24 protein-coding genes are annotated in these 25,558 nt (G+C 58.9%); 11 read left to right on the top strand and 13 right to left on the bottom strand.

Going from position 1 to position 25,558, the window contains the following annotated elements:
- Positions 1 to 106: 106 nt before the first annotated feature.
- From E2F51_RS06070 to E2F51_RS06045, 6 genes are read right to left on the bottom strand one after another with little or no spacing between them, the layout of a single operon-like run.
- Positions 107 to 1,606, bottom strand: a complete 1,500-nt coding sequence (locus E2F51_RS06070; protein WP_134822986.1) for a serine hydrolase — start codon at positions 1,604 to 1,606, stop codon at positions 107 to 109.
- Positions 1,603 to 2,343: an ABC transporter ATP-binding protein gene (locus tag E2F51_RS06065; protein WP_134822985.1), complete on the bottom strand. Its 741-nt coding sequence runs from the start codon at positions 2,341 to 2,343 to the stop codon at positions 1,603 to 1,605. Before E2F51_RS06065 ends, E2F51_RS06070 begins: the two co-directional genes overlap by 4 nt.
- A gap of 2 nt (positions 2,344 to 2,345) precedes the next feature.
- A complete protein-coding gene (locus E2F51_RS06060) occupies positions 2,346 to 3,176 on the bottom strand; it encodes an ABC transporter ATP-binding protein (protein ID WP_013204353.1) in 831 nt (276 codons plus the stop codon).
- Positions 3,177 to 4,076: an ABC transporter permease gene (locus E2F51_RS06055; protein WP_013204352.1), complete on the bottom strand. Its 900-nt coding sequence runs from the start codon at positions 4,074 to 4,076 to the stop codon at positions 3,177 to 3,179. It lies immediately after the preceding gene.
- Complete coding sequence (locus E2F51_RS06050) at positions 4,073 to 5,083, bottom strand: ABC transporter permease (RefSeq protein WP_013204351.1); 1,011 nt, start codon at positions 5,081 to 5,083, stop codon at positions 4,073 to 4,075. The genes E2F51_RS06055 and E2F51_RS06050 overlap by 4 nt, the downstream gene beginning before the upstream one ends.
- Positions 5,083 to 6,678: an ABC transporter substrate-binding protein gene (locus E2F51_RS06045; protein ID WP_134822984.1), complete on the bottom strand. Its 1,596-nt coding sequence runs from the start codon at positions 6,676 to 6,678 to the stop codon at positions 5,083 to 5,085. Before E2F51_RS06045 ends, E2F51_RS06050 begins: the two co-directional genes overlap by 1 nt.
- Before the next feature lie 197 nt (positions 6,679 to 6,875).
- Between E2F51_RS06045 and E2F51_RS06040 the strand changes: the two genes are divergently transcribed.
- The 3 genes from E2F51_RS06040 to E2F51_RS06030 all read left to right on the top strand — a co-directional run bounded on the left by E2F51_RS06040 (position 6,876) and on the right by E2F51_RS06030 (position 9,442).
- A complete protein-coding gene (locus tag E2F51_RS06040; RefSeq protein ID WP_134822983.1) occupies positions 6,876 to 7,967 on the top strand; it encodes a dipeptidase in 1,092 nt (363 codons plus the stop codon).
- Between the two features lie 2 nt (positions 7,968 to 7,969).
- A complete protein-coding gene (locus E2F51_RS06035) occupies positions 7,970 to 8,893 on the top strand; it encodes a LysR family transcriptional regulator (RefSeq protein ID WP_105760421.1) in 924 nt (307 codons plus the stop codon).
- Positions 8,894 to 9,046: 153 nt separating this feature from the next.
- Entirely contained in the window at positions 9,047 to 9,442 is a 396-nt protein-coding gene (locus E2F51_RS06030) for a polyketide cyclase (RefSeq protein WP_105760420.1), read from the top strand.
- A 49-nt stretch (positions 9,443 to 9,491) separates the two neighbouring features.
- On the opposite strand, the gene E2F51_RS06025 is transcribed toward E2F51_RS06030, so the two are convergent.
- The gene (locus E2F51_RS06025; RefSeq protein ID WP_134822982.1) at positions 9,492 to 10,514 is read right to left on the bottom strand and encodes a zinc-binding alcohol dehydrogenase family protein; all 1,023 of its coding nucleotides are present in this window, start codon (positions 10,512 to 10,514) and stop codon (positions 9,492 to 9,494) included.
- A 136-nt stretch (positions 10,515 to 10,650) separates the two neighbouring features.
- Here E2F51_RS06025 and E2F51_RS06020 point away from each other — a divergent pair, with 136 nt between their 5' ends.
- Positions 10,651 to 11,556, top strand: a complete 906-nt coding sequence (locus E2F51_RS06020; protein WP_134822981.1) for a GntR family transcriptional regulator — start codon at positions 10,651 to 10,653, stop codon at positions 11,554 to 11,556.
- 59 nt (positions 11,557 to 11,615) lie between these two features.
- On the opposite strand, the gene E2F51_RS06015 is transcribed toward E2F51_RS06020, so the two are convergent.
- On the bottom strand, positions 11,616 to 11,783 hold the full coding sequence (locus tag E2F51_RS06015; RefSeq protein ID WP_134822980.1) for a YhfL family protein: 168 nt from the start codon (positions 11,781 to 11,783) through the stop codon (positions 11,616 to 11,618).
- Positions 11,784 to 12,270: 487 nt separating this feature from the next.
- Between E2F51_RS06015 and E2F51_RS06010 the strand changes: the two genes are divergently transcribed.
- From E2F51_RS06010 to kdpD, 7 genes are all read left to right on the top strand, one after another.
- Entirely contained in the window at positions 12,271 to 13,500 is a 1,230-nt protein-coding gene (locus tag E2F51_RS06010) for an MFS transporter (protein ID WP_245174189.1), read from the top strand.
- A 384-nt stretch (positions 13,501 to 13,884) separates the two neighbouring features.
- Positions 13,885 to 14,169, top strand: coding sequence for a NadS family protein (nadS, locus tag E2F51_RS06005; RefSeq protein ID WP_134822978.1), 285 nt, complete (start codon positions 13,885 to 13,887; stop codon positions 14,167 to 14,169).
- Between the two features lie 122 nt (positions 14,170 to 14,291).
- A complete protein-coding gene (gene kdpF, locus E2F51_RS06000; protein WP_082267203.1) occupies positions 14,292 to 14,381 on the top strand; it encodes a K(+)-transporting ATPase subunit F in 90 nt (29 codons plus the stop codon).
- On the top strand, positions 14,381 to 16,066 hold the full coding sequence (kdpA, locus tag E2F51_RS05995) for a potassium-transporting ATPase subunit KdpA (protein WP_134822977.1): 1,686 nt from the start codon (positions 14,381 to 14,383) through the stop codon (positions 16,064 to 16,066). The genes kdpF and kdpA overlap by 1 nt, the downstream gene beginning before the upstream one ends.
- Before the next feature lie 18 nt (positions 16,067 to 16,084).
- The gene (kdpB, locus tag E2F51_RS05990; RefSeq protein ID WP_013204341.1) at positions 16,085 to 18,133 is read left to right on the top strand and encodes a potassium-transporting ATPase subunit KdpB; all 2,049 of its coding nucleotides are present in this window, start codon (positions 16,085 to 16,087) and stop codon (positions 18,131 to 18,133) included.
- A gap of 12 nt (positions 18,134 to 18,145) precedes the next feature.
- On the top strand, positions 18,146 to 18,715 hold the full coding sequence (gene kdpC, locus E2F51_RS05985; protein WP_134822976.1) for a potassium-transporting ATPase subunit KdpC: 570 nt from the start codon (positions 18,146 to 18,148) through the stop codon (positions 18,713 to 18,715).
- 29 nt (positions 18,716 to 18,744) lie between these two features.
- The gene (gene kdpD / locus E2F51_RS05980) at positions 18,745 to 21,414 is read left to right on the top strand and encodes a two-component system sensor histidine kinase KdpD (protein ID WP_134822975.1); all 2,670 of its coding nucleotides are present in this window, start codon (positions 18,745 to 18,747) and stop codon (positions 21,412 to 21,414) included.
- 61 nt (positions 21,415 to 21,475) lie between these two features.
- On the opposite strand, the gene E2F51_RS05975 is transcribed toward kdpD, so the two are convergent.
- The 5 genes from E2F51_RS05975 to E2F51_RS05955 all read right to left on the bottom strand — a co-directional run bounded on the left by E2F51_RS05975 (position 21,476) and on the right by E2F51_RS05955 (position 25,556).
- Positions 21,476 to 21,697 carry a YdgH/BhsA/McbA-like domain containing protein gene (locus tag E2F51_RS05975; RefSeq protein WP_013204338.1) on the bottom strand — a complete coding sequence of 74 codons (222 nt, stop codon included), beginning with the start codon at positions 21,695 to 21,697 and terminating at the stop codon, positions 21,476 to 21,478.
- Positions 21,698 to 21,955: 258 nt separating this feature from the next.
- A complete protein-coding gene (locus tag E2F51_RS05970; RefSeq protein WP_134822974.1) occupies positions 21,956 to 22,558 on the bottom strand; it encodes an alpha/beta hydrolase in 603 nt (200 codons plus the stop codon).
- 145 nt (positions 22,559 to 22,703) lie between these two features.
- On the bottom strand, positions 22,704 to 23,786 hold the full coding sequence (locus E2F51_RS05965) for an ABC transporter ATP-binding protein (RefSeq protein ID WP_134822973.1): 1,083 nt from the start codon (positions 23,784 to 23,786) through the stop codon (positions 22,704 to 22,706).
- Positions 23,787 to 23,818: 32 nt separating this feature from the next.
- Entirely contained in the window at positions 23,819 to 24,658 is an 840-nt protein-coding gene (locus tag E2F51_RS05960) for a carbohydrate ABC transporter permease (RefSeq protein WP_013204335.1), read from the bottom strand.
- Positions 24,648 to 25,556 carry a carbohydrate ABC transporter permease gene (locus E2F51_RS05955; RefSeq protein WP_134822972.1) on the bottom strand — a complete coding sequence of 303 codons (909 nt, stop codon included), beginning with the start codon at positions 25,554 to 25,556 and terminating at the stop codon, positions 24,648 to 24,650. Before E2F51_RS05955 ends, E2F51_RS05960 begins: the two co-directional genes overlap by 11 nt.
- Positions 25,557 to 25,558 lie beyond the last annotated feature (2 nt).

Here is a 25,558-nt window from a genome sequence, read left to right as displayed (position 1 = left end):
TGTGCTGACCTGTTTGCGGGGGATCTATGCGCAAGATGAATCTGATCACCAATGATGGCAACATCATCAAACACTGCGCCCGTTATATCGCTATCACCGCCTGTGGTTAACGCCGGTACTTCACCATCCGGCTGCGATTAAGTACCAGCGTCAGGCTGTCGCCATCGACCTGCACGGCAAAGCGCTTCTGCCACAGACCATCCTGCGCGGTGGCCAGCAGGCGGCCTTTGCCGAGCGGCACCAGCGTGGCGTGAATGGCCGCCGGGCCGATGCCCATCACCATCTTGTCACCGTTGATGACCAGTTCACTGCGCACGGCCGGAATGTGCCAGCGTCCCTGCACCGCCGACAGGGTGCTGCTGTCTGCTTCCACCGGCACAAACTGACGCGCGGCGAGACCAATCTCACCGCTGATGGTGATGCCCTGCTGGCGCAAACGGACCGGGAAGGTGCTGGACAGCGACACTGCTTCACCCGGCACGTCGCTGTGATAGAGATTCTCGGCATTGCCCAGCCAGTTGATGCTGTCGGCATTCACTTCCAGCCAGTCACTGCCTTCCTCCGCGACATACAAGCCGGGCGTCAGGCTGTGACCCCGTTGTGGCAGTGATTCCCCTTGCAGCGCTGCCATGATCGCCAGCGCCGAATCGAAGCTGGCGACATCTTCGCGGTTGGCGACCAATGCCAGACCCACTTTTTGCTGCGGGTCGAGCAGGAAATAGCTTTTATAACCGGCATGCGAACCGCCATGACCGACCAGTTTCACCTTGCCTGCCGACGAGTGGGCGATCCCCAGACCGTAGCCGGTCACCCGGCCATCAGCCAGCTGACGCGGGGCAGCCAGCCTGTTCAGCGTCTGCTCCTCACGCAACAGGTGCTGAAGCCAGCGGCTAAGGTCGGTCACGCTGCCGGTAATACAGCCGGACGCCGAAAGGTGCAGTCCGGCGCTGGCGAGCAGCCACTGCTGGTTGTGCTGCCAGTAGCCCGGCACCAAGCCCGGCACGACATCGAACCAGGTTTCCGGTGCGCTAAACTGGATGCCCAGCGGCCGGTTAATCTGCCCGGCGATAAGCTCAGAGAACAGCACGCCTTTGGCCTTCAGCGCTTCCTCAACCAGGCGATAACCGGTATTGGAATAGGACACTTCGCTGCCCGGCGGATAACTCAGATCGCCCATCTCGGCCAGCAAAGCCAGTAAGGCCGCGGCGCTGGTGGCGTTGTAAACCGACAGGCCCAGCAGCGAGAGGGTTTCGCGCACGTCCGGCAGGCCGGAGGTCATATCCAGCGCGCGACCGACGGTCACCTGGCCATTTTCCCCGGTCAGCTGCGGCAGATGCTGCACCAGCTGGTCGTCCAGCCCCAGATGCTGGCTGGCGGCGCCGGTCACTAACGACGCGAAAATATGCTTGGTCACCGAGGCATAGCGCACCACGGTATCACCATCGAACGCGCGGCCCTGCGCCAGATCCGCCAGGCCACCGGCGCTGATGCTGTGCATTTTCTCACTGTCGAACAGCGCGATAGCCCCGCCCGGTGCGCCGGGTTGTCCCCAGCCGGCGGTAATCTCATCCGCAACCTGTTTCGCCTGCTGCCAGTTAAGGGTCATGCCGGTTCCTCCAGCGTCATACTTAAATCAAACAGTTGCAGGGTGTGCGGGTGCTGAATGCGTCGTGCGCGCAGGTCGTCGGCGCTTAACATCTCAACCATTTCACCCTGTTGCATCACCCCAATATGCGCACACAGGTGGGTCACCACCGCCAGATTGTGCGTCACCATAATGTAGGTGAGTTTGCGTTCTTCCCGCAAATCACTGAGCAGATTCAGAATTTCCGCCTGCACCGAGACGTCCAGTGCCGAAGTCGGTTCATCCAGCAGCAGCACTTCCGGTTCGGCTATCAAGGCCCGGGCAATCGCCACGCGCTGGCGTTGACCACCAGACAGCTGATGCGGAAAACGGAAGCGCACGCTGGCTGGCAGGCCAACGTCTGACAATACCTGAGCGATACGTTGCTCCGCGCGATCGATCCGGTGGATCAGCAGCGGCTCATGCAGAATGCGATCGATTGTCTGGCGCGGATGCAGCGATCCGTACGGATCCTGAAATACCATCTGCACCTGGCGGAAAAAGTTGCGTCCACGGTTGGCAGACAGCGCCATGCCGCCGAAGGTCATTTCGCCGCGCCAGTCATTGTTCAGCCCGGCCAGCGCGCGCAGGATGGTCGATTTGCCTGAGCCACTTTCGCCGACGATACCGAAGCTGGCACCGTTGGCGACGTCGAATGACACGCCCTTTACGACCTCAAGCGATCCAAAAGCAATGCGTAAGTCTTTAATGTTAATCATGGTTACTCCTCCCGCCACGCGGCTTCACGCTGCATCACGGGCAGACGGGCGCGCGGATGGCGCAGCGAAGGCAGGCACGCCAGCAGACCCTTGGTGTAGGGATGCTGAGCCTGCTGCAGATCGCCCGCCGCCAGCATCTCGACAATGCGTCCGCTGTACATCACCGCCACGCGATCGCAAAAATGCGAAACCAGCGGCAGATCGTGACTGATCAGGATCAATCCCATGCCGCGCTGCGAAACCAGATCGTCAATCAGCCGTAAGATCTCCGCCTGCACGGTGGCATCCAGCGCGCTGGTCGGTTCATCGGCGATCAGCAGTTCAGGATCCGGTGCCAGCATCATCGCAATCATCACCCGCTGGCCCATGCCGCCCGAAACCTCATGCGGATAGCGTTTCGCCACTAATTCCGGGTCGCGGATTTTCACCTGAGAAAGCAGATCGACGGCGGCCTTCAGCGCGTCGCGTTTGCTGCCGCCTTTATGCTCACGCCAGGCCTCGGCAATCTGCTGACCAATGGTCATCACCGGATTCAGCGAGTATTTCGGGTCCTGCAAAATAAAGCCCACGCGTTTGCCGCGCACCTGACGCATGACTTTTTCACTGGCGCCCCGCAGATCGATACCGTCGAAGCTCAGCTTATCCGCCGTGACCTTCGCGTTGCCGGGCAGCAGCTGCATCAGGCAGCGCGCGGTCAGCGACTTGCCTGAGCCACTCTCACCGACGATGGCAAACTTCTCTTTGCCGACGCTGAAGGAGACGCCGCGCACCGCTTCAAAGGTCTCCGTGCCGCTGGTGAAGCCAATTCGTAAGTTTTCAATTTCAACCAGCATTTACTGCTCCTTAGGATCCAGCACGTCACGCAGGCCATCGCCGAGGAAGTTGAAGGCCAGCGAGGTTAAAAAGATGGCGATGCAGGGCATTAGCGGCACCCACCATTCGCTGAACAGGAAGCGGCGCGCGGTGGCGATCATCGTTCCCCACTCAGGCGACGGTGGCTGCGCGCCCATGCCGAGGAAGCCAAGGCTGGCCGCGGTGATAATGATTGAGCTCATATCCAGCGTCACCCGCACAATCAGGCTGGGCACGCACAGCGGCATGATATGGCGCAACACGATGCGCAGCGGCGACGCGCCGCTAATCCGGCTGGCAGCGATAAAATCACTGTGACGGAACTGCAGCGTTTCGGCGCGGGCAAGGCGGGCGTAAGGCGGCCAGGCGGTGAGGGCAATCGCCAGAATGGCGCTCTCAACGCCGGGCGTTAAGGCCGCGACAAATGCCAGCGCCAGAATCAGCCGGGGAAAGGCCAGAAAGATATCGGTGATGCGCATCAGCGTTTTATCCAGCAGGCCACCGGCATAACCGGCGATACAGCCGATAAACAGGCCGATGGGCGCGGTGATCAACACCACCGCAATCACCATGCCTAAGGTGGTTCTGCCGCCAAACAGGATGCGGGTGAAAATGTCGCGTCCCAGCTCATCGGTACCCAGCCAGTGCAGCGTGGAAGGGCGGGCCAGACGGTTGGCCAGATCCTGAAAACCGGGATCGTACGGCGTCAGCAGCGGTGCGGCGAGTGACAGTAGCAGCATCAGCAGCACCACCAGCAGGCCGCTCATCGCCAGCGGATGGCGCTTCAGTCCCAGCCACAGGCGATAACGTCTGCCCCACACCGCCTGACTGCGGGTGGTTGGCGTCTCGTTAAGCAGCCAGGCTCTTGATAAATTTGTCATTTTACGCGTGGGTCCATAAGTCGGTAGAGAATATCAGCGCACAGATTCAGCAGCACATAGGCGGTGCCCACCAGCAGCGTCGCGCCGACGACCGGGTTCATATCGGCATTCATCAGCGAGGTGGTGAGGTATTGCCCCAGCCCCGGCCAGGAGAAGACGTTTTCGGTGACTACCGCGCCTTCCAGCAGCCCGGCATAGGTCAATGCCAGCACGGTCACCAGCTGAACCGCCACGGTCGGAAAGGCGTGACGCCAGATGACCCGACGTGAAGAGAGCCCTTTGGCGCGGGCGGTGATAACAAACTCGCCGCTCAGCGCGTTCAGCATAAAGGTGCGGGTCATACGGGTGATGTACGCCATGCTGAAATAGGCGAGGATCAGCACCGGCTGGGCCATATGCGCCAGCGCATCCCAGAAGGCGTCATAATCTTTCGCCAGCAGGGAATCCACCGTCAGCAGGCCGGTAACCTGCGGCACCATATCCTGATAAATGATGTCCTGACGGCCAGGGCCAGGCGCAATGCCCAACACCGCGTAGAACACCAGCAGGCTGAGGAGCGCGAGGACAAATACTGGCAGGGAGTGACCGGCCAGGCACACCACGCGGATCACCTGATCGATCCATTTCCCCTGACGCACGGCGGCCCAGACGCCCAACGGGATGCCGATAATCGCCGCGACAATAATCGCCGCCGTTGCCAGTTCCAGCGTGGCCGGGAAAAAGCGGGCGATGTCCTGGCTGACCGGGTTAGAGGTCAGAATGGAGCGACCAAAGTCGCCATGAAGGATTTGGGTCAGATAGTGCCAGAACTGAATGTACAGGGGCTGATCCAGCCCCATTTCCTGTCGAACGCGCTCGATGACGGCCTGCGGAGCGTTATCGCCTACCGCGGCCAGCACCGGATCGGTCGGCATGACCCGACCGATAAAGAACGTTAAAACCGACAGACCAAACAGCGTCAGCAGCAGGCTTCCCAGCGTGCTGGCAATACGGGTTAACCACGACATCAGGCTTTTTTCACCAACTCGTAAGGGTTGTCATTCAGCACGGTGATGTGCATGCCGGTGACGCCTTTGGTGCTGGCGTAGGTGTTCAGTTTCTGGAACATGAAAATGAACGGGCTCTTCTCGCGGTGCATGGTCTGGATCTGCTCATAGAGGGCGATACGTTTCGCCGGGTCTTTTTCGTGCAGGGCCGCTGCGGTCATTTTGTTGAAGTCTTCGTCGGACCAGCTGCAACGCCAGGCCAGTGAACGCACGCGGGCGGTGTCGCTGTTATCGGTATTGACGCTGAACGCCTCGGTGTTGGAGTTCGGATCAAAATAGTCGGCGCCCCAGGCGGTGATGGCCAGCTGATGCTGACGGGCGCGCATCTTGGTCAGGACCTGGCGGTTTTCGGCGGAAATCAGCTGAACTTTGATACCGATAGCGCCCAGCTGCGTCTGGATAGCCTGGGCAATGTCCGGGAAAGGCTGGGCGGAGTAGTGATCCAGCGTCAGCTCAAACCCGTCCGGGTAACCCGCTTCGGCCAGCAACGCTTTCGCTTTTGCCACATCCACCTTAAACGGCTGGTCGTTTAACGCCGCCGGGAAACCGGCTGGCAGCAGGCTCTGATGGACTTTGTAGGTCAGCGGAATGATATTTTTCTGGATGCTGTCGTAATCAATCGCCCACTTCAGCGCCTGCCAGACCTGCGGCTTCTGCAAATGTTCGTTTTTGGTGTTGCAGGACATCAGCATCAGGGTGCCGACCATCTGCTGCACCACGTGGAAATTCGTGTCGCCCATCAGCGGCTTAAGCTGCTCGGTGGTCAGGTCGCGGGCGATATCCACATCGCCTTTTTGCAGCATCAGCAGCTGGGCGGACGGGTCGATAATATGTTTGGCGATCACCCGTTTAATGGTGCTTGTTGACGGATGGTTGTCGTTTTTCTCCAGAATAATGCTCTCGCTGGCTTTCCACGCGCGCAGGGTGAACGGGCCGCTGCCGGCGCTGTGCTGCTTGATCCAGGCATTGCCCTGATCGTCGCCGGCCTGATTTGCCAGCGCGGTTTTCTTCTGCACGATGCTGCCCACTGGCGCGGACAGGCAGTACAGCAGGAAGGTTTCGGCGGCGGGTTCCGCCAGGTTCAGCACCAGCGTGTGGGGATCTTTCGCCACAATCATCTGGTCAACGTTGTCTTTGGTAAAGCCGAACTGGTTGATGATAAAGGCCGGGCTCTTATCCAGCTTCACCACGCGTTGCAGCGAGAAGGCGGCATCATCGGCGGTCATCGGGCTGCCGTCGGCGAATTTAACCGCCGGGTCGAGATGGAAGGTGAAGGTCTTGCTGTCGCTGCTAACGTCCCAGCTTTTCGCCAGTTCGCCCATTACTTCATTCGGCTTAGCCGGATTTGGCATCACCAGGCGTTGATAGAGGTTACCGCAGACTTCAGAGCCGATGGCTTCAAAGCTTTCGGCCGGATCCAGGCTGGTCATGTTGTCGAGCTGCATCGCCATTACCAGCATCGAAGGCGGGGTGGCGGCAAAGGCGCTGTTCAGAGAGAGGTATGAGAGAAAAGGAACCGCACTGCATCCTGCAAGAAAACGTCTTCTGGTAACCATGGTATCTCCAACATATTGAAATTAAAGAAAAATAATGAATTTTATTGTGCTTTCTGTCTTGACAGCTACCGACGATCTCGGGTAGTACTGAAAGGAGAAGCCTTTTTTTGCTGCGCGAAGCAGCATGCGCTTTGCTGGTGCAACCTGCCTCAGCATGGCGCACCGTTAATCCCCTAACCTGAGAGCGGAATTCCCCCATGCAACAACTGCGTTCTGATGCCGTGACCGTGCCCGTCTTTGACGGCCATAACGATCTCCTGATGCGCCTGTGGCTGTCCCATCAGGACGATCCCGCTGCCGCTTTTCTCAACGGTCCGGCTGCGGGCCAGATGGACCTGCCACGCATGAAGCAGGGCGGTTTTGCAGGCGGTTTATTCGCGGCGTATGTGCCTTCGGCTGGATCCAGTGCAAGAAGCGCGCCAGCTGTCAGAAAAAACCGATCGGTGCCGGAATACAATGAGATAGAACCGACGCCATCGCGGGAAGAGGCGCTGGAAATCACCCTGTCGATGATTGCCACCTTATTGCGCATTGAGCAGCAGTCGGGCGGCGCGGCACGCATCTGCCGCACGGCGAAAGACATTCGTCAATGCATGCAGGACAGTGCAATCGCCATGGTGATGCACATCGAGGGAGCAGAAGCGCTGGATGAAGACCTGGCGTTGCTGGAGGTGCTGTATGCCGCCGGTTTGCGCACGCTGGGCCCGCTGTGGAGCCGGCCAAATATTTTTGGTGACGGCGTGCCGTTCCGTTTCCCTTCATCGCCGGATATCGGCAACGGCCTGACGGACGCGGGATTAAGGCTGGTTCGCGCCTGTAATCACAAGCGCATCATGGTGGATTTGTCGCACATGGATGAGAAGGGCTTCTGGCAAACGGCGAAAATCAGCGACGCGCCGCTGGTGGCCAGCCATTCCAACGCCCATGCGTTGTGCCCGCAGTCGCGTAATCTGACCGATCGCCAGCTGGCGGCCATCCGCGAAACCAACGGCTTTGTCGGGGTGAATTTTGGCACCAGCTTCCTGCGCGGCGACGGGAAAAAAGCCGACGATGCCACGGTGCTGGAAATCGTCCGCCACGTGGAGTATCTGGTTGAAAAGGTAGGTGAAGATAACGTCGGTTTTGGATCGGATTTTGACGGCACCACGCTGCCACCGGACATGAAAGACGTGGCGGGATTGCCGTTGCTGGTCAGGGCGTTAAGCGAGCACGGCTACGACCGGCCATTGCTGGAAAAAATTTGCTACGGCAACTGGATCCGCGTGCTGGAAGCCACCTGGGGTGAATAACCATGCGCCTGCGCCATATTGAGGTTTTCCAGGCGATTGTGGAGGCCGGCAGCATCAGTGCGGCGGCGCGGCAGCTTAACGTCTCACAGCCGAACGTCAGTCGGGTGCTGAACCATGCCGAGCAACAGCTCGGCTTTACCCTGTTTGAACGGCACAGCCAGGGAATGATCCCGACGCTGGAAGCGCAACGGTTGATCCCGGAGATCCGCGAGCTGTATGGCCGTCTGCAGGCGATCGGCGTGTTAACGGAGCAGCTGCGACGCGGTGAAGGCCAGACGGTGCGGGTGGGCGCGGCCCATGCTTTTGGCCAGATGATCCTCGCCCCGGCGATGGTGGAATATCGCCGACAAAACGGCTTCGTCAACGTCGACCTGGTGACCGAGCATTTCAGTACGCTATGCCAGAACTTGCTGGAGGATCGGCTTGATTTTGCGCTGGTGTTTGGTCAGCAGGTGCCGGGAGAATTGGTATCAGAGCCGCTGTTTCACTCATCAATGGTGGCCCTGTTGCCGGCGGATTCAGAACAGACCTCGGCGGTTACGCTCGAGTGGCTATGCCAGAACAATTTGCTGATGATGCAGCAGGAAGATCCGCTGGGCCATGTGCTGCATCGCGCGCTGCGGGATAAGGCGCTGCAACCGGCCAATTCACTGTATATCAAGACCTATTCGGTGATCGCCGATATGGTGCTGGCCGGCGGTGGCGTGGGGATTGTCGACCTGTTTACCGGCCGCCGCTATGCCGATCAGCTGCGGGTGTTGCCGATCGCCCAGCCGTTACCGTTTGAGGTGATGCTGATCAGCCGCCGCGACCGGCCACAATCGCAGTCGACGCTGCAACTCAAGCAGGTGATCCGCACCAGGCTGTGGGAGCTGGCGCGCCAGTGTGAGGCGCAAATTCACGCCGAACACTCAGCCGGCATCTGACCGAACTGCGCCGCGCTGCGCAAACGATTGGCGGTTTTTGCCGCAGGCATCAACGAATGTCCGATGGAGTTAACAGATCGGCGCTCTGCCGCTTTCTCTCTCCCGCTGCGGGTGCTTAAATCTGCTGTCGCTTAAAAAGATGCAGGAGGAGCTGTGCTGCCATCGCAAACCGTCAATGTGACCATCCCCCGTAACTGGGTAGACCTGTACGAAACCATCTGGAAACCCGAATTCTTCCCGAAGTGGGCCTCCGGCCTTAGCCAGTCATCGCTGGTCAGGGAAAGCACGCACTGGAAAGCCAACGGCCCGAACGGCGTGGTGAAACTGCGTTTTACCGAGCACAACCCCTGGGGCGTGATGGATCATTACGTCGATAGCGGTTTTGGCAAGGAAGTGTATGTGCCGATGCGCGTGGTGGGGAATGAAGCCGGGGCAACGGTGTTTATCACCGTGTTCCGACAGTCACTGATGTCTGAAGAGAAGTTTGCGCAGGATATTGAGTGGGTAAAGCGGGATTTGCAGGCGCTGCATACGCTGTTAACCACCTGACCGGCAACGCGGGGGAACCGCCGTTCTCCCCGCGCTGTCAGCAATGCTCTCAGAAATGAATCACACCTTTGATTAATTCCCGATTGTTAATCACGTCCGCTTCAAACACCTCCGCCAGCTCGGCAAACGCAAAGCGTTTATTCAACATCATCTCTGCACTGATTTTGCCTGCGGCCATTAACTGCGCGACCTTCTCAAAATCTTCCTGAGTGGCATTGCGGCTGCCCATCAGCGTGGTCTCTTTCTTATGGAAATCGGTATCCGGGATCTGGATGTCGCCTTTGTGCAGACCGACAAACACGATGCTGCCGCCGTGGGCAATCAGCGAGACGCAGTTGTTCATGGCGTGCGGGTTGCCGGTGGCATCAATCACCTTGCCCGGCAGGCGGCCGGAGAACTGTGCCCGCAGCTGCTGTTCGAAATCACCGGCGGCGGCATCCAGCGCCGGCAGCGCCAGATTTTTTTCGACATGGGAGCGGCGGAACGGGCTGGTATCGGCCACCACCACCCGCGCGCCGGCGGCATTGGCGATGGCGGCCACGCCCAGCCCGATCGGACCGGCACCGACCACCAGCACACTTTCGTCGGGCTGAATCGCCGCACGGCGAACGGCATGAGCACTGATGGCAAAGGGTTCGATTAATGCCGCAGCTTCCGCATCGACGCCGGTGACATCCAGCAGATTACTTTCCGGCACGCTGAGGTAGTCACAAAAACCGCCGTCCTGATGGACACCAATCACCGAAATTTTCTCGCAGCAGTTGGTTTTGCCGCTTTCGCAGGCGCCACAGCTGCCGCAGGACAGGTAAGGGATCACCGAGACTTTCTGACCGACGCGGAAGCGGTGTGCGCCGGCACCCAGCGCCACAACCTCACCGCACAGCTCGTGGCCGAGTACGCGGGGATAACTGAAGAAGGGCTGATTACCTGCCCAGGCATGGATATCGGTGCCGCAGATGCCGGCAGTCACAATCTTCAGCAGGGCTTCACCCGGCGCGGCATGGGGTTTCGCGCGCTGCTGGTAGGACATCTCTTTCGGCTGCTGGATCACCAGCGTGGTCATCATGGTCATGGGTTTTTCTCCGTTGTCTGGCCTGAGTTATGGAATAAAACCGGGCCGCCGCGCAGGGTGCACAACCGGATTTGTGACTGAACGCGCCTTTATCGGGCCTGAATTGGTTTTTAATGGATAAAAATCAGGAGAAGCCATGAGCCGCACGCAAAACCTTCGCCACAACGTGGTCAATCAGATGCTGGAAGGCATCGCCAGCCAGCATATCCGCTCGCCGTTGCCACCGCAGGCAGCATTGGCGGAGATGTTTAACGTCAGCCGCACCACGGTTCGCCATACGCTGGCGCATCTGCATGAACGTGGCGTGCTGGATAAGGTGGAAGACCAGTATCTGATCGTGCGTCAGCCCAGCCAGGACGACGGCTTCGATGCGGTCAGCACCTCGCTAGACGATCAGGCCCGGCAGTTCGAGCAGGCGTTTTTCCAGATGATCAACCAGAAGACCTTGTCAGCCGGCGAAAGCTTTACCGAACTGCAGCTGGCGCAACAGGTGGGGGTCAGTCCGGTGGTGGTGAGGGAGTTTTTGCTGCGCTTCAGCCGCTATAACCTGATTGAAAGCACCCGTCGCGGCCACTGGCTGATGAAGAAGTTCGACCGGCGTTATGCGGAAAAACTGTTTGAGCTGCGGGAAATGCTGGAGACGCACGCCCTGAACCGTTTTCTCAATCTTCCTGCCGATGATGAGCGCTGGATAAAAGCGCGTGACCTGCTCAGCCGCCACCGGGAGATGCGCGACACCATCGCCAGCAGTTACCGGATGTTTGCCCAGCTGGATCGCGAAATGCATCAGCTGATCCTCTCCGCGGCGGATAACCCGTTTATTGATCAGTCGCTGGAGATCATTTCGGTGATTTTCCATTCACATTATCAATGGGATGAAAGCGATTTGAAGCAGCGCAATATCGTCGCGCTGGAGGAGCATATGGCGATCCTCACCGCGATCATCAGCCGCAATGACGTTGAGGCGAGCTGTGAATTACACCGCCATCTGACCACCGCGAAACAGTCGATGATCCGCTCGATCAAGCAGTACAGCGACTGACCAAAAAAAGGCTGCATCCGCACCCGGACGGGCAGCGGCATGCAGCCCGCTTTCAGGGATTACTTATCCGTTGAGCCACAGCCGCCAATGATTTTTGAAATGGAGATGGCCGGGTGCAGCAGATACTCGTAATTGCAGTCTTTCTCTTTGTTGTAGACGCTGCCGCTACAGCCGGAAAGGGTGGTAATGACCGCGGTCAGCAGGGCGAATTTCATGACGTTTTTCATCGGTGATAAATCCTTTTATAAAGTAAACGCGCCGGTCAGCCCGACACAGCGCGCAGTATTATTTTTTGCAGCTGGTGGCGGTCAATCATTAATTGGCGGTGCGCGTGGCCGTGATTTAACCGGAATTGCCCGGCTGTTCCGGCCCGCGCACGCCCGTCTGCGGGCGGATAAAGTGACTGGGATCTCGCTTTGCGCCGGGGCTTAGGTATAAAAAACCATTAAAAAACGGCAAAGCCCAATCTGTAGCACGGAACCGCAACATGATTACCCCAAGTAATTAACAGGGCATTTACTCTGAGCAGGACATCTTCACCGCCGAGCGCGGACTACAAGAACACCTGACACTGGGGAATGCTTTATGGAAAACAGCCCGATTGTGACTGGCAGCGGCCATCAACTTGGCTCTGACAAAGAGACGGTAGAAATCGTCCCGGCGCACGGCAAACTGGTACGTTCAGCACGCATCAAACGCGTGCAAACCACCGCGATGATCCTGCTGTTCCTCGCCGCCGTGATCAACTACCTCGACCGCAGCTCGCTTTCGGTGGCTAACATGACCATCCGTGGCGATATGGGGTTGAGCGCCACCGAAATCGGCATGCTGTTGTCGGCCTTCTCACTGGCGTACGGTATCGCCCAGCTGCCTTGCGGCACGCTGCTGGACCGTAAAGGCCCGCGCATTATGCTGGGGATCGGCATGTTCGTCTGGTCCTGCTTCCAGGCCCTGTCCGGGCTGGTGCAGAGCTTCACCCAGTTTATTCTGGTGCGTATTGGCCTGGGGATTGGCGAAGCGCCGATGAACCCGTGCGGCGTCAAGGTGATCAACGACTGGTTCAATATCAAAGAGCGCGGGATGCCGATGGGCTTCTTTAACGCCGCCTCGATGATTGGCCTGGCGATCAGTCCACCGATTCTGGCGGCGATGATGCTGACCATGGGCTGGCGCGGCATGTTCGTTACGATCGGACTGCTGGGCATCTTCCTCTCTGCCGGCTGGTACATGCTGTACCGCAACCGCGATAACAAAACGCTGACCAAAGAAGAAGTGAACTATCTGGAAGCCGGCAGCGTCGTCGCACGCAAAGAGCCGATGAGCATGAAAGAGTGGCGCGGCCTGTTCAAGAACCGCACTATGTGGGGCATGATGATTGGCTTCAGCGGCATCAACTACACCGCGTGGCTGTATCTGGCCTGGCTGCCGGGCTACCTGCAAACCACCTATCATCTCGATTTGAAAGCGACCGGCTGGCTGACGGCGATCCCGTTCCTGTTCGGTGCGGCGGGGATGCTACTGAATGGCTATGTGGTTGATGCGCTGGTGCGCCGCGGCATGCAGCCGGTCAAAACCCGTAAAATCTGTATCGTTGCCGGTATGCTGTTCTCCGCGGCCTTTACCGCCGTGGTGGTGCAGGCAACCACCACTTACGCGGCGGTGGTGCTGATCGGTATGGCGCTGTTCTGTATCCCCTTTGCCGGCACCTCCTGCTGGGGCCTGATCCACGTGAACGTCCCCTCGCGTATGACGGCGTCAGTCGGCAGCATCCAGAACTTCGCGAGCTTTATCTTCGCCTCGTTCGCCCCGGTCTTAACCGGCTTTATCCTCGATAAAACCGGCTCGTTTAATATGGCGTTAATGGTCTGTGCCTGCGTCACCGTACTCGGCGCGCTCTCTTACCTGTTTATCGTCCGTGACCCGATTGTCGATGCCGTTGACTAACGACTGAGTCAGTAAATAAAGGCAGCGCTTTAAAGGCGCTGCCTTTTTTATTTTCAGGCAGGATGATTATTTGTGGGGAAATGCAGATAGTTGCTACCTGATTTCAAGCCGCTTGCACAAAATTTAGATCCAGTTTTAAGTTTAAATAAGTGCTACGCAAGGAAGGTGATATTGTGCGCTACACTGCGCGCGGGCGTATATCCTGACAGGGTAAAAGCCGCTTTTTACCTGCGGCTTTGGTGGCATAAAGGTGTACATAGTCAACCAAAAAAAGGGTTATTTATCTTGTCATGGCCTATCCGAAAAACGTTAAGGTTAGCCTGACTGATGCGGAAAAAGTCCAGCTGAAAAAGTTAACTAAGTTATTGAAAAGTGAGGTGTGATATGAAAATTTTTGACGATCTTAAAGCGTCTTTAGAAGAGGCTGTGGATATCAGGAATGGCGATAAAGCGCCTGGCAATGTTACCCGCTTTGAGATTGCCGATGTCAGGGCGATCCGGGAGCAGCTTAACGTTTCGCAAAGTGAAATGGCCAGGGCTCTGGGTACCAGCGTTGATACAATTAAAAGCTGGGAAAGTAAAAGGCGTAATCCCATCGGTCTGGCGGCTAAAGTGTTGGCCGCTATTCATGCCAATCCCGCATTTTTTCGGGAACTGGCCTCGCAGTAATTAATATAGGCACCCCAGCCTTTTTTTATACTTTTTTTACACCCCGCCCCTGCATTTTTACATCAACTTTGCACCCCGCTCGCAACAATAGAGGCCTTCGAAAGCGCCTCTGGAGGTGTGTTGTGAGCATGGCCTTAATTACCGGCATTGTGCTGGTGTTCCTGTTGTTGGGCTATCTGGTATATGCCCTGATTAATGCGGAGGCGTTCTGATGGCCGCCAGCGCATTTTTACTGATCGCCAGCTATCTGCTGCTGTTGATGATCCTCGCCCGTCCGCTGGGTAGCGGTCTTGCTCGCCTGATTGACGATCGTCCGCTGGCCGGCGTTGCCGGCTTCGAACGTCTGCTCTGGCGTGCCAGCGGCGTAGCGTCTGAATCCATGAGCTGGCGCAGCTACTTGCTCGCTATTCTGCTGTTTAACCTCGGCGGCCTGATCCTGCTGACAGTGATGCTGATGACCCAGGCCAGCCTGCCGCTTAACCCGCAGCACCTGCCGAATCTCAGCTGGCATCTGGCGCTGAATACCGCCGTCAGCTTTGTCACCAACACCAACTGGCAGGCTTATGCCGGCGAAAGCACGCTCAGCTACTTTAGCCAGATGGTGGGCCTGACCGTGCAGAACTTCCTTTCGGCAGCGACCGGGATTGCGGTGGCCTTCGCGCTGATCCGCGGCTTTGCTAACCGCTCACTGGGCACGCTGGGCAACGCCTGGAGGGATATGACCCGCATCACGCTGTATGTGTTGCTGCCGCTTTCCCTGCTGATTGCGCTGTTCTTTGTCAGCCAGGGCACGCTGCAAAACGTTAACGGCTATCTGGATCTCACCACGCTGGAAGGGGTGAAACAGACGCTGCCGATGGGTCCGGTCGCCTCGCAGGAAGCGATCAAAATGCTTGGCACCAACGGCGGCGGTTTCTTTAACGCTAACTCGGCGCATCCGTTTGAAAACCCGACAGCGTTAAGCAACGTCGTGCAGATGCTGGCGATATTCCTGATCCCGGCCGCTTTATGCTTCGCCTTTGGCGATGTGGTGAAAGACCGCCGTCAGGGCCATGCGCTGCTGTGGGCGATGTCGCTGATGTTTATCGGCGCGGTGGTGGTGGTGATGTGGGCCGAACTGAAAGGCAATCCGCACTTCCTCAGCCTGGGTGCCGACAGCGCCATCAATATGGAAGGCAAAGAGACCCGCTTTGGCATTCTCAACTCCAGCCTGTTCGCGGTGATCACTACCGCCGCCTCGTGCGGCGCGGTCAACGCGATGCATGACTCCTTCACCGCGCTCGGCGGCATGGTGCCGATGTGGCTGATGCAGATTGGCGAAGTGGTGTTTGGCGGCGTCGGTGCCGGGCTGTACGGCATGCTGCTGTTTGTCCTGCTGGCGGTGTTTATCGCCGGCCTGATGATCGGTCGCACCCCGGAGTACCTCGGCAAAAAAATCGACGTCTGGGAAATGAAAATGACCGCGCTGGCGATCCTGATCACGCCGACGCTGGTTCTGCTCGGCACCGCGCTGGCGATGATGACCGACGCCGGACGCAGCGGCATGGCCAACCCCGGCATCCACGGCTTCAGCGAAGTGCTGTATGCGGTGTCGTCGGCCGCGAACAACAACGGCAGTGCCTTTGCCGGCCTGAGCGCCAATACCCCGTTCTGGAACCTGCTGCTGGCGTTCTGCATGCTGGTCGGCCGCTTTGGCATCATCATTCCGGTGATGGCGATTGCCGGATCGCTGGCGATGAAAAAAGTGCAGCCGGTGGGCAACGGCACGCTGCCGACCCACGGGGTGCTGTTTATCGCTCTGCTGATTGGCACGGTGCTGCTGGTAGGCGCACTGACGTTCATCCCTGCTCTGGCTCTGGGGCCAGTGGCGGAACACCTGATCATGTTTGCATATTAATCGCCGGAGAGAAGGATCATGAGTCGTAATCAACAGGCGCTGTTTGACGGTGCGCTGATAAGGGTTGCCCTGGGCGATGCCCTGAAAAAAATGAGCCCGCGCGTGCAGTTCCGCAACCCGGTGATGTTTGTTGTCTGGCTGGGCAGCGTGCTCACCACGCTGCTGGCGCTGGCCATGCTGGCAGGAAAAACGCCGGGCAGCGCCGGCTTTACCGGGGCGATTTCGCTGTGGCTGTGGTTCACCGTGCTGTTCGCAAACTTTGCCGAAGCGCTGGCCGAAGGGCGCAGTAAAGCGCAGGCCAACAGCCTGAAAGGCATCCAGAAGACCAGCTATGCCAAAAAAATGGCGGCGGCAAAATACGGGTCGGCACATCAGCAGGTCGCGGCAGATTCGCTGCGCAAAGGCGATGTGGTGCTAGTGGAAGCCGGTGACATCATTCCCTGCGATGGCGAAGTGCTGGAAGGCGGCGCATCCGTCGACGAGAGCGCGATCACCGGCGAATCTGCACCGGTGATCCGCGAATCGGGCGGCGACTTTGCGTCGGTCACCGGCGGGACGCGCATCCTCTCGGACTGGCTGGTGATCCAGTGCAGCGTTAACCCTGGCGAAACCTTCCTCGACCGGATGATCGCCATGGTGGAAGGCGCAACAAGGCGCAAAACCCCGAACGAAATCGCGCTGACCATCCTGCTGGTGGCGCTGACCATCGTCTTTCTGCTGGCGACGGCCACGCTCTATCCGTTCACGGTCTGGGGCGGGAATCCGGTCAGTATCACCGTGCTGGTGGCGCTCTTGGTCTGCCTGATACCGACCACCATTGGCGGCCTGCTGTCCGCGATTGGCGTGGCGGGGATGAGCCGGATGCTGGCCGCTAACGTCATCGCCACCAGCGGGCGTGCGGTGGAAGCTGCGGGCGATGTCGATGTGCTGATGCTGGATAAAACCGGCACCATCACCCTCGGCAACCGCCAGGCCACCCAGTTTATGCCTGCGCCGGGCGTCAGCGAAGAGCAGCTGGCCGACGCAGCACAGCTGGCGTCGCTGGCTGATGAGACGCCGGAAGGGCGCAGCATTGTGGTGCTGGCCAAGCAGAAGTTTAACCTGCGCGAGCGCGATCTCAACAGCATGGGCGCGACCTTTATTCCGTTCTCGGCCCAGACGCGAATGAGCGGCGTCAACGTGCAGGATCGCATGGTGCGGAAAGGGGCGGTTGACGCCGTTCGCCGCCATATCGACAGCAATGGCGGCACCTTCCCGGCAGAAGTGAACAAGCTGGTGGAGGACGTGGCTCGCAGCGGCGGCACGCCGTTAGTGGTCTGCGATGGCGCCAAAGTGATGGGCGTGGTGGCGCTGAAAGACATTGTGAAAGGCGGCATCAAAGAGCGTTTTGCCGAGCTGCGCAAAATGGGCATCAAGACCATCATGATCACCGGCGATAACCCGCTGACGGCGGCGGCGATTGCCGCTGAAGCAGGCGTGGACGATTTTCTGTCAGAAGCGACACCGGAAGCCAAGCTGGCGCTGATCCGTCAGTATCAGGCGGAAGGACGACTGGTGGCGATGACCGGCGATGGCACCAACGATGCCCCGGCGCTGGCGCAGGCGGACGTGGCGGTGGCGATGAACTCGGGCACCCAGGCAGCGAAAGAAGCGGGCAATATGGTGGATCTGGATTCCAACCCGACCAAATTGCTGGAAGTGGTGCACATCGGTAAGCAGATGCTGATGACGCGGGGATCGCTCACCACCTTCAGTATCGCCAATGACGTGGCCAAGTATTTCGCCATCATTCCGGCCGCGTTTGCGGTGACCTACCCGCAGCTGAATGCGCTGAACGTGATGCGCCTGCACTCGCCGGACTCCGCCATTCTGTCGGCGGTGATCTTTAACGCGCTGGTGATTGTGTTCCTGATCCCGCTGGCGTTGCGCGGGGTCAGCTACCGTCCGCTGAGTGCCGCCGCGCTGCTGCGTCGTAATCTGTGGATTTATGGTTTTGGTGGCCTGCTGGTGCCGTTTGCCGGCATCAAGCTGATCGATATGTTACTGACCCTGACCGGTTGGTTGTAAGGAGTGAACATCATGAGTCAATTACGTCCTGCGGTGATTTTGCTGCTGTTACTAACGTTAATCACCGGGCTGATTTATCCTTTACTCACCACCACGCTGGCCCAGTGGTGGTTCCCGTCACAGGCCAACGGTTCACTGTTGATAACTGACGGGAAAACGCAGGGATCGGCGTTGATTGGGCAGAACTTCACGCAGCCGAACTATTTTTGGGGCCGTCCTTCCGCCACCGGCGATTCACCTTATAATCCGCTGGCGTCGTCGGGCAGCAACCTGGCGGGCAGCAACCCGGCGCTCGATGACGCGGTAAAACAGCGGGTGGCGGCATTGCGTAAAGCCAATCCGCAGGCCAGCGCGGCGGTGCCGGTCGATTTGGTGACGGCATCGGGCAGTGGCCTGGATCCGCAGATTTCACCGGAAGCGGCCTTCTGGCAGGCACCGCGCGTGGCGGCGGCGCGTCAGCTGCCGCTGGAAGAGGTGAAAAGACTGATTGAGGATAATACCCATACGCCATTCCCCGGCTTTATTGGCGAACCTGGCGTCAACGTGGTGACGCTGAACCTGGCGTGGGATGCACTGCAATAACTGACTTTTGATTTTAACAGGGAGCGTCCATGAACGATGAACTGCACCGACCGGACCCGGATTCCCTGCTGCTGCAGGCGACGGAAAGCGGGCGCGGCAAGCTGAAAATCTACTTCGGTGCCTGTGCCGGGGTGGGGAAAACCTGGGCGATGCTGCAGGAAGCGCGTCGCCTGCGGGCGCAGGGGCTGGAGGTGCTGGTCGGCGTGGTGGAAACCCATGGGCGTGAGGAGACGGCGGCGCTGCTGGACGGCCTGACGGTTCTGCCGCGTAAGGCGACTGGACAAAACCGCCATCCGGAATTCGATCTGGATGCGGCACTGGCGCGTCATCCGGCGGTGATCCTGATGGACGAACTGGCGCACACCAATGCGCCAGGCTCCCGGCATCCTAAACGCTGGCAGGATATTGAAGAGCTGCTGGACGCCGGGATGGACGTGATGACCACCGTCAACGTTCAGCATCTGGAAAGCCTGAATGATGTGGTCGGCGGCGTGACCGGGATCCGCGTGCGGGAAACCGTGCCGGATCCCTTTTTCGATGCGGCCGACGAAGTGGTGCTGGTGGATTTGCCGGCCGACGATTTACGTCAGCGGCTGAAAGAGGGCAAGGTCTATATTGGCGACCGGGCCGAACGCGCCATTGAGAACTTCTTTCGTAAGGGCAACCTGTTTGCCCTGCGTGAACTGGCGCTGCGCCGCACCGCCGATCGGGTTGACGATCAGATGCGGGCCTGGCGGGACAGCCAGGGTCGGGAGAAAGTCTGGCATACGCGCGATGCAATCCTGCTGTGCATTGGCGATAACACCGGCAGCGAAAAACTGGTGCGTACCGCAGCCCGGCTGGCGGCGCGGCTGGATAGCGTCTGGCACGCGGTCTACGTTGAAACGCCCCGGCTGCACCGGCTTTCTGAAGCCCGACGCCGTGGCATTCTGCGCACCTTACAGCTGGCGCAGGATTTGGGGGCGGAAACCGCCACGCTCTCCGATCCTGACGATGCCAACGCGGTGCTGCGTTACGCACGTGAACATAACCTCGGCAAAATTATCCTCGGTCGCCGGCCCGCCCGCCGCTGGCGGCGCGACAGCTTTGCTGAACGGCTGGGCAAACTCGGCCCGGATCTGGATATGGTGATTGTCGCGCTGGATGAGCCGGTTTCAGCACCGGCCAGCGCGCTGGCCGATAACCGTCCCGGCGGCGACAAATGGCGAAATCCGTTGCGCGGTTGCCTGGCCAGCCTGATTTTATGTTCGCTGGTAACGCTGGCCGGGCGCTGGCTGCTGCCGGGCGTCGACTCCGTGAACCTGGTGATGGTCTATCTGCTGGCGGTGGTGGTGGTGGCGCTGCGCTATGGTCGCTGGCCGTCTGTCGTTGCTACCGTGCTGAATATTGTCGCCTTTGACCTGGTGTTTGTGATGCCGACCGGCACCATCGCGGTGTCGGATGTGCAGTATCTGGTCACCTTCGGCGTGATGCTGGCGGTGGGGGTGATTGTCGGCAACCTGACGGCGGGCGTGCGCTATCAGGCCCGCGTTGCCCGTTACCGTGAACAGCGCGCGCGGCATCTTTATGAGATGGCGAAGACCCTGAGCCGCGCGCTCAGCCAGCAGGACATTGCGCAGGCGTTACCGCGAAGTCTGGACACCACGTTGCAGGCCCGCAGCGAACTGCTGTTGCCGGACGAGCAGGGCGAACTGGTGGCGGTTGGCGAGTCGCGGCTGAATAACGTGCCGGATAACGCCATCGCGCGCTGGAGCTTCGATAAAGGCCAGCCCGCCGGTGCCGGCACCGACACCTTGCCGGGCGTGCCCTGGCAGATCCTGCCGCTGAAAAGCGGTAATGAAACGCTGGGCCTGCTGGTGCTGGAGCCGCTGAATCTGCGTCAGCTGATGATCCCGGAACAGCAGCGGCTGGTGGAAACCTTTACGGTGCTGATTGCCAACGCGTTGGAGCGTATTGCCCTGAGCCAGCGCGAAGCGGTTTCCCGTCTGGCTGCGGAACGCGAGCAGCTACGCAATGCGCTGCTGTCGGCGTTGTCGCACGATTTGCGCACGCCGCTGACGGTGCTGTTTGGCCAGGCGGAGATCCTGACGCTGGATCTGGCGACGGAAGGCTCAAAACACGCCATTCAGGCCAGCGAGATGCGCGAGCAAACGCTGAATACTATCCGGCTGGTCAACAATCTGCTGGATATGGCTCGCCTGCAGTCCGGCGGATTTAGCCTGCGTGCTGAGTGGATGGCGCTGGAAGAATTGATCGGCAGCACGCTGAAGATGATGGCTCCATCGCTGGGCAACAGGAAAGTGGCGCTGACGTTACCGGAGGAGATGCTGTTGATCCACGTTGACGGGCCGCTAATGGAGCGGGTGCTGACTAACCTGCTGGAGAACGCGCTGAAATATGCCGGTGACGATGCGCAGATAGGCATTCGCGCCGGTGTGCAGGCGCAGCGACTGGAAATTGAGGTATGGGACAGCGGGCCGGGCATTCCTGGCGGCCAGGAAACGCAGATTTTTGAGAAGTTTTCGCGTGGTAACAAAGAGTCGGCGGTGCCGGGCGTCGGGCTGGGCCTGGCCATCTGTCAGGCCATCGTCAGCATTCACGAGGGCAAAATTCGCGCCGAGAACCGGGCGGAAGGCGGTGCGCGCTTTATTATCACCCTGCCGGTCAAAGAGCCGCCGGTGATTGAAGAGTACCAGTGAGCAGGCACAAAAAAAGCCGCCCGGAGGCAGCTTCTTCTGGCACGTCCTTATGCACCATTCCTTATTTGTACAGTTCAGCGGTCATATACACGCCGTTATCTGCACGGGCACTGGTGATTTTATAAGAATCAGCGCCGGATGCTTTCGCCTGAGCTTCGATTTTGGCCTGTGCGCCGTCAAGGGTTGCACCGTGTGCAGAGATGCTCTGGGCAGCGAAGCTACCGAAAGAAACCAGTGACAGGGCGGCAATAGCGGCGACAGACAGCGTTTTGATGGTTTTCATGGTTAAAATCCTTCTTTATGGTTTGCATGTTTTGCAGGTGAAGACTGTGTGCCTTCGATGGGTGTAATAATAACCCTGGTAATTATTAGTCGATTAACAATAAGTGCGATCTTAATCACACTTTCTCTGCGGGATTAGGTGGCGCGGGCGGAAGGGATGTATTAAGTGAATGAATATAAAGGCAATAAAAAAGCTCCCGCAGGAGCTTTGCTGTTGAGACTGCGCTGTGCCAGCGCACATTCACACCGTTTTGCAGGCTTAAGCCAGGCAGCGGGCGATAAATTCGGCCGCTGAACGTGCGCCCTGGGCGGAAATGGTGTGGCCAATGGAAGCATCAAATTGGGTGCTGACGGTAACGCCGGCTTCGCGCAGTGCGGCGGCGGCGGTTTCCGTTTCGCCATAAGGGATCACGCTGTCTGCCATACCATGGATCATCAGCACCGGCGTATTCACCGCCGGATGATACGGCGTTGGTGAGGCGAGGCGACCGGAGAAAGAGACCAGTCCGGCGACGGGCCAGCGGCCAGAAACAATCGCGTCCAGCCCCATAATCGAGCCCTGCGAAAAGCCCACCAGCACCACTTTATCCAGCTGATTTTCCATCTGATGTTCGGCCAGGATTGCGCTGAGCTGCCGGTCGAAGGCGTCGCGCGCGGCTTCCACGCGCGCCGGACGATTATCCGGCGTGATGCCGTTCAGGCTGAACCACTGATAGCCAGGCCCATGGTCAAAACGGAAAGGGGCATTGGGGCTGGCAAAGCTCACGCCCGGCAGATCGCCAGACCAGTGTGCGCCAAGACCGGCCAAATCCTCTCCGTTGCTGCCAACGCCGTGCAGTAAAATTACCAGTCCTGTTGCCATCTTAGCCTCGTTATTTCTGTTGTCGTCGGATGTTGATGTTGCTTTGACCACAAGGCTACACCGGTTTTAGCGGGATTATTATCCCGGAAAAATCGTAAAAACTCTTTCCAGTTTGGAAACAATCCAGTGAACGCTCATTATCGGTTTAACTGAGTCGGTTGCCGCTCTCCGCATCGAACAGGTGCATTTTTTCACTGTTAATGGCCAGCGCAATGGCCTGTTCTGGCTGGGCATCTACCCGACCCGCGAACTGCACATGTAAGGAAAAGCCCTGCCAGTCAATGTGCAGCAGGCTTGATTCGCCGGTCACTTCGATCAGTTTGACGGTGGCGGTTGGCTGCGCCGACGTGGGATCGAGGATGAAATCCTGCGCGCGCACACCCACCAGCACCGGTTTGTTTCCCTGACGGCGGGCGGCGTCATGCCAGCGCGCAGGCAGGGTAAACCTCAAGCCATTGCACAGCACGCCCGGTTGACCTTGCTGGATGTCCAGCTGGCCCTCAAGCAGGTTCATCGGCGGCGAGCCAATAAAGCGGGCCACAAAGGTGTTCACCGGAAAGTCATATATCTCCAGCGGTTTGCCCTGCTGGACGATAACGCCATCCCGCATCACCACTATCTGGTCAGCCAGCGTCATCGCCTCAACCTGATCGTGCGTGACATACACCATGGTGGTTTTGAATCGCTGATGCAGCGCTTTGATTTCCGCCCGCAGCTCCATGCGCAGCTGGGCATCGAGGTTGGACAGCGGCTCATCAAACAGGAAAACCTGCGGGTTGCGCACCATCGCCCGACCCATTGCCACGCGCTGGCGCTGGCCGCCAGACAGCGCACGGGGAAAGCGGTTTAACAGTTTGCTGATGCCGAGGATCTCCGCCACGCGGGCGATTTTGCTCTCCTGCTCTTCGCGTTTGACCCGCTTGACCTTCATATGGAAGCCGAGGTTTTCCGCCACCGTCAGATGGGGATAGAGCGCGTAGCTTTGAAAAACCATCGCAATATCGCGATCTGCCGGATCCAGATCGTTGATCTGTTTGGCATCCAGCAGGATCGCCCCTTCTGACAGCGTATCCAGCCCGGCTAGCAGCCTGAGCAGCGTGGATTTGCCACAGCCTGACGGGCCGACCAGCACGGTAAAGCTGCCGTCCGGAATGGTTAAATCCAGCGGGCTGAGCACCGTTTGTTTACCGTAGCGCTTGGCCACTTTCACCAGTTCAACACGAGCCATAATTCAGCGTTCTCTCCATAAAAGGGCGACGGCTAGCCTTTACTGCCGCCACTGGCCAACCCGTTAACCAGGCTTTTTTGCAGCCAGATGGCAATAAACAACGGCGGAACCGAGGCCAGAATGCCGACGGCGGCAATCAGCCCGTCATCGGTGGCGCGGCCTGCGGTAAAGCCCGCAATGGTCACGGGCAGCGTCTGGGCACTGATATTGCTGGTAAACAGCAAGGCATAAAAGAATTCATCCCAGGCCAGCAGCCAGCCAAACAGCGCCGACGCGCCCAGCACCGGTTTCGCCAGCGGCAGCGTGATGCGCAGCAGTACCTGCCAGAAGCGCAGCCCATCCAGACGCGCCGCCTGTTCGATGTCCCTTGGCAGGGCATCAAACTGGTTTTTCAGCATCCAGGTGAGGAATGGCAGAATCAGCGAGCAGTAAACCAGCACCAGGCCAAGGTGGGTGTTCAGCAGATTGAGCTGTTGCAGCACGAAATAGAGCGGCAGTACGAAGGCCACCGGCGGCACCATATAAATCGCCAGGCTGCCAAACAACCAGCCGTCACGGCCCGGATAGCGGGAAAAGCTGAATGCCGCCGGGATCGCCAACAGCAGCGAAATCAGCGTGGCGCTGGTGGCCACCAGAATACTGTTGCCCAGCGCGTGCAGGAATAACGCCCCCGGCTGACCGGGCTCAAGTGACACCAACGCCGCGTAGCGACTGAAATCCCATTTGCGCGGTAACCACTCCAGCGGAATGCGCGCCAGATCGTTATTCGAGCTGACGCTCATCAGGAACAGCCACAGCATCGGGCCAAGGATGCTGACCGCAACCAGCAGCGCGGCCAGATAACGCAGAACCAGCCGGAGTTTACGCTTCATTGACTACGCTCCTGCGGCGTTGGCGATAGAGCATCGCCATATAAAGGGCAATCAGGATGCTGCACATCAGCGTCATCAGAATGGCGTAGGCTGCACCGCTGCCGGCACGGAGATAGCTGAACGACTCCTGATAGACGAAGAAGCTGAGGGTTTTGGTGCTGTCGACCGGCCCACCGCGCGTCATCACATAGATGATGTCGAAGATTTTAAAGGCATCGATGGTGCGCAGGATTAGCGCCACGCTGAGCGGCCCGACTATGGCCGGGAAGGTAATGGCGCGGAAGCGGCGAAAGGCCGACGCGCCATCCAGCCGGGCGGCTTCAAACAGATCGTCCGGAATCGACTGCATTGCGGCCAGCGTCATCAGGGTGACCAGCGGGTAGTTTTTCCAGACGTCCGCCAGCATCACCGCATTCAGCGCGGAATCCGGTGAACCCAGCCAGCTGCGGTAGCCGTCAATAATGCCCAGCTGGGTCAGCAGGGCGTTAATGCTGCCGTAGTCAGGATTGAAATTCAGTCGCCACATCATGGCGTTAACGATGGTCGGCAGCGCCCACGGCAAAATCACCAGCACGCGCAGCACGCTTCGGCCATAAAACTTTTGATTGAGCAGCAAGGCGACCAGCACGCCAATAATCCCTTCCAGCGCCACCGACACCACGGTGAAATAGAGCGTACGCAGGATAGAGGCAAGGAAGTCGGGATCGGTGAGGGCATAGAGATAGTTCTCGATACCCACGTAATTGATTTCGCCACCGGTGCCGATCAGCGCGGCGTCGGTAAAGCTGAGCCAGATGGTTCGCAGCAGGGGCCAGGCGGTCAACAGCCCCATAACGATCAGCATGGGTGCCAGAAGCACCCATGCCTGACGCTGCTCACGTTGTGACAAACTGAGCATCG

Origin of the sequence: Erwinia sp. QL-Z3 (assembly GCF_004551645.1) — a bacterium.
Lineage (GTDB): Bacteria > Pseudomonadota > Gammaproteobacteria > Enterobacterales > Enterobacteriaceae > Erwinia > Erwinia billingiae.
The sequence above is the reverse complement of the archived record's forward strand: the minus strand, read 5'-3'. Positions and strand labels throughout refer to the sequence as shown.